Origin of the sequence: Streptomyces sp. IBSBF 2435 (assembly GCF_036815005.1) — a bacterium.
Classification (GTDB): Bacteria; Actinomycetota; Actinomycetes; order Streptomycetales; family Streptomycetaceae; genus Actinacidiphila.
In genome coordinates this window covers 107,113-107,776 of the sequence record NZ_JAJSYW010000002.1, presented here as the reverse complement: position 1 = coordinate 107,776, position 664 = coordinate 107,113, and the positions used below count along the sequence as shown (strand labels likewise).

General features: G+C 70.2%; 1 protein-coding gene. It reads left to right on the top strand.

The window, feature by feature from the left end; genetic code table 11:
• A partial coding sequence (locus tag V7E46_RS01395; RefSeq protein ID WP_333766670.1) for a HAMP domain-containing protein occupies positions 1–664 on the top strand: 664 nt, incomplete at both ends.

Below are 664 nucleotides of genomic sequence, written 5' to 3'. Positions count from 1 at the left end.
CCGCGGGCACGTGGAAGGACCTCACCGACTCGGTCAACACCGCCTTCCGCAACCTGACGGCCCAGGTGCGGGACATCGCGCAGGTCACCACCGCGGTCGCGGGCGGCGACCTGTCGCAGAAGGTCACCGTGGACGTCTCCGGCGAGATGCTGGAGCTGAAGAACACCGTCAACACGATGGTCGACCAGCTGTCGGCCTTCGGCGCCGAGGTGACGCGGGTGGCCCGCGAGGTCGGCGTCGAGGGCATCCTGGGCGGTCAGGCGCAGGTGCCGGGCGCCGCGGGCACGTGGAAGGACCTCACCGACTCGGTCAACACCGCCTTCCGCAACCTCACCGGCCAGGTCCGCAACATCGCCCAGGTCACCACCGCGGTCGCCAACGGCGACCTGTCGCAGAAGGTCACGGTCGACGTCTCCGGCGAGATGCTGGAGCTGAAGAACACCGTGAACCGGATGGTCGACCAGCTCGGCTCCTTCGCGGCCCAGGTGACCCGGATGGCCACCGACGTGGGCACGGAGGGCAGGCTCGGCGGCCAGGCGCGGGTGGACGGCGTCAGCGGCACCTGGAAGGACCTGACCGACTCCGTCAACTTCATGGCGGGCAACCTGACCTCGCAGGTGCGGCAGATCGCCCAGGTGACCACGGCGGTGGCCCGCGGTGACCT